The sequence below is a fragment of the Pseudomonas aestuarii genome (assembly GCF_027988105.1).
Taxonomy (GTDB): Bacteria; Pseudomonadota; Gammaproteobacteria; order Pseudomonadales; family Pseudomonadaceae; genus Aquipseudomonas; species Aquipseudomonas aestuarii.
In genome coordinates this window covers 1-209 of the sequence record NZ_JAQJZJ010000059.1, presented here as the reverse complement: position 1 = coordinate 209, position 209 = coordinate 1, and the positions used below count along the sequence as shown (strand labels likewise).

The 209-nt window shown below is 67.0% G+C and carries 1 pseudogene; it reads left to right on the top strand.

From position 1 onward, the window contains the following. Positions 1–209, top strand: a pseudogene (locus PH586_RS23560) (sarcosine oxidase subunit beta); the annotation flags it as partial.

The following is a 209-nucleotide window of genomic DNA, read 5'->3' as shown; positions in this document are numbered from 1 at the left end:
CGGGTCGGTGCCAACCGCCTCAACGGTATCGATGGCGAGGTGCTCAATGCCAAGCAGGTCGAGGAACTGATCCCGTTCATGGATTGCAGCAAGAACACCCGTTACCCGGTGATGGGCGCGTCCCTGCAGCGTCGCGGCGGCGTGGCCCGTCACGATGCCGTGGCCTGGGGCTATGCCCGTGCCGCCGACGCCCTGGGCGTCGACCTGAT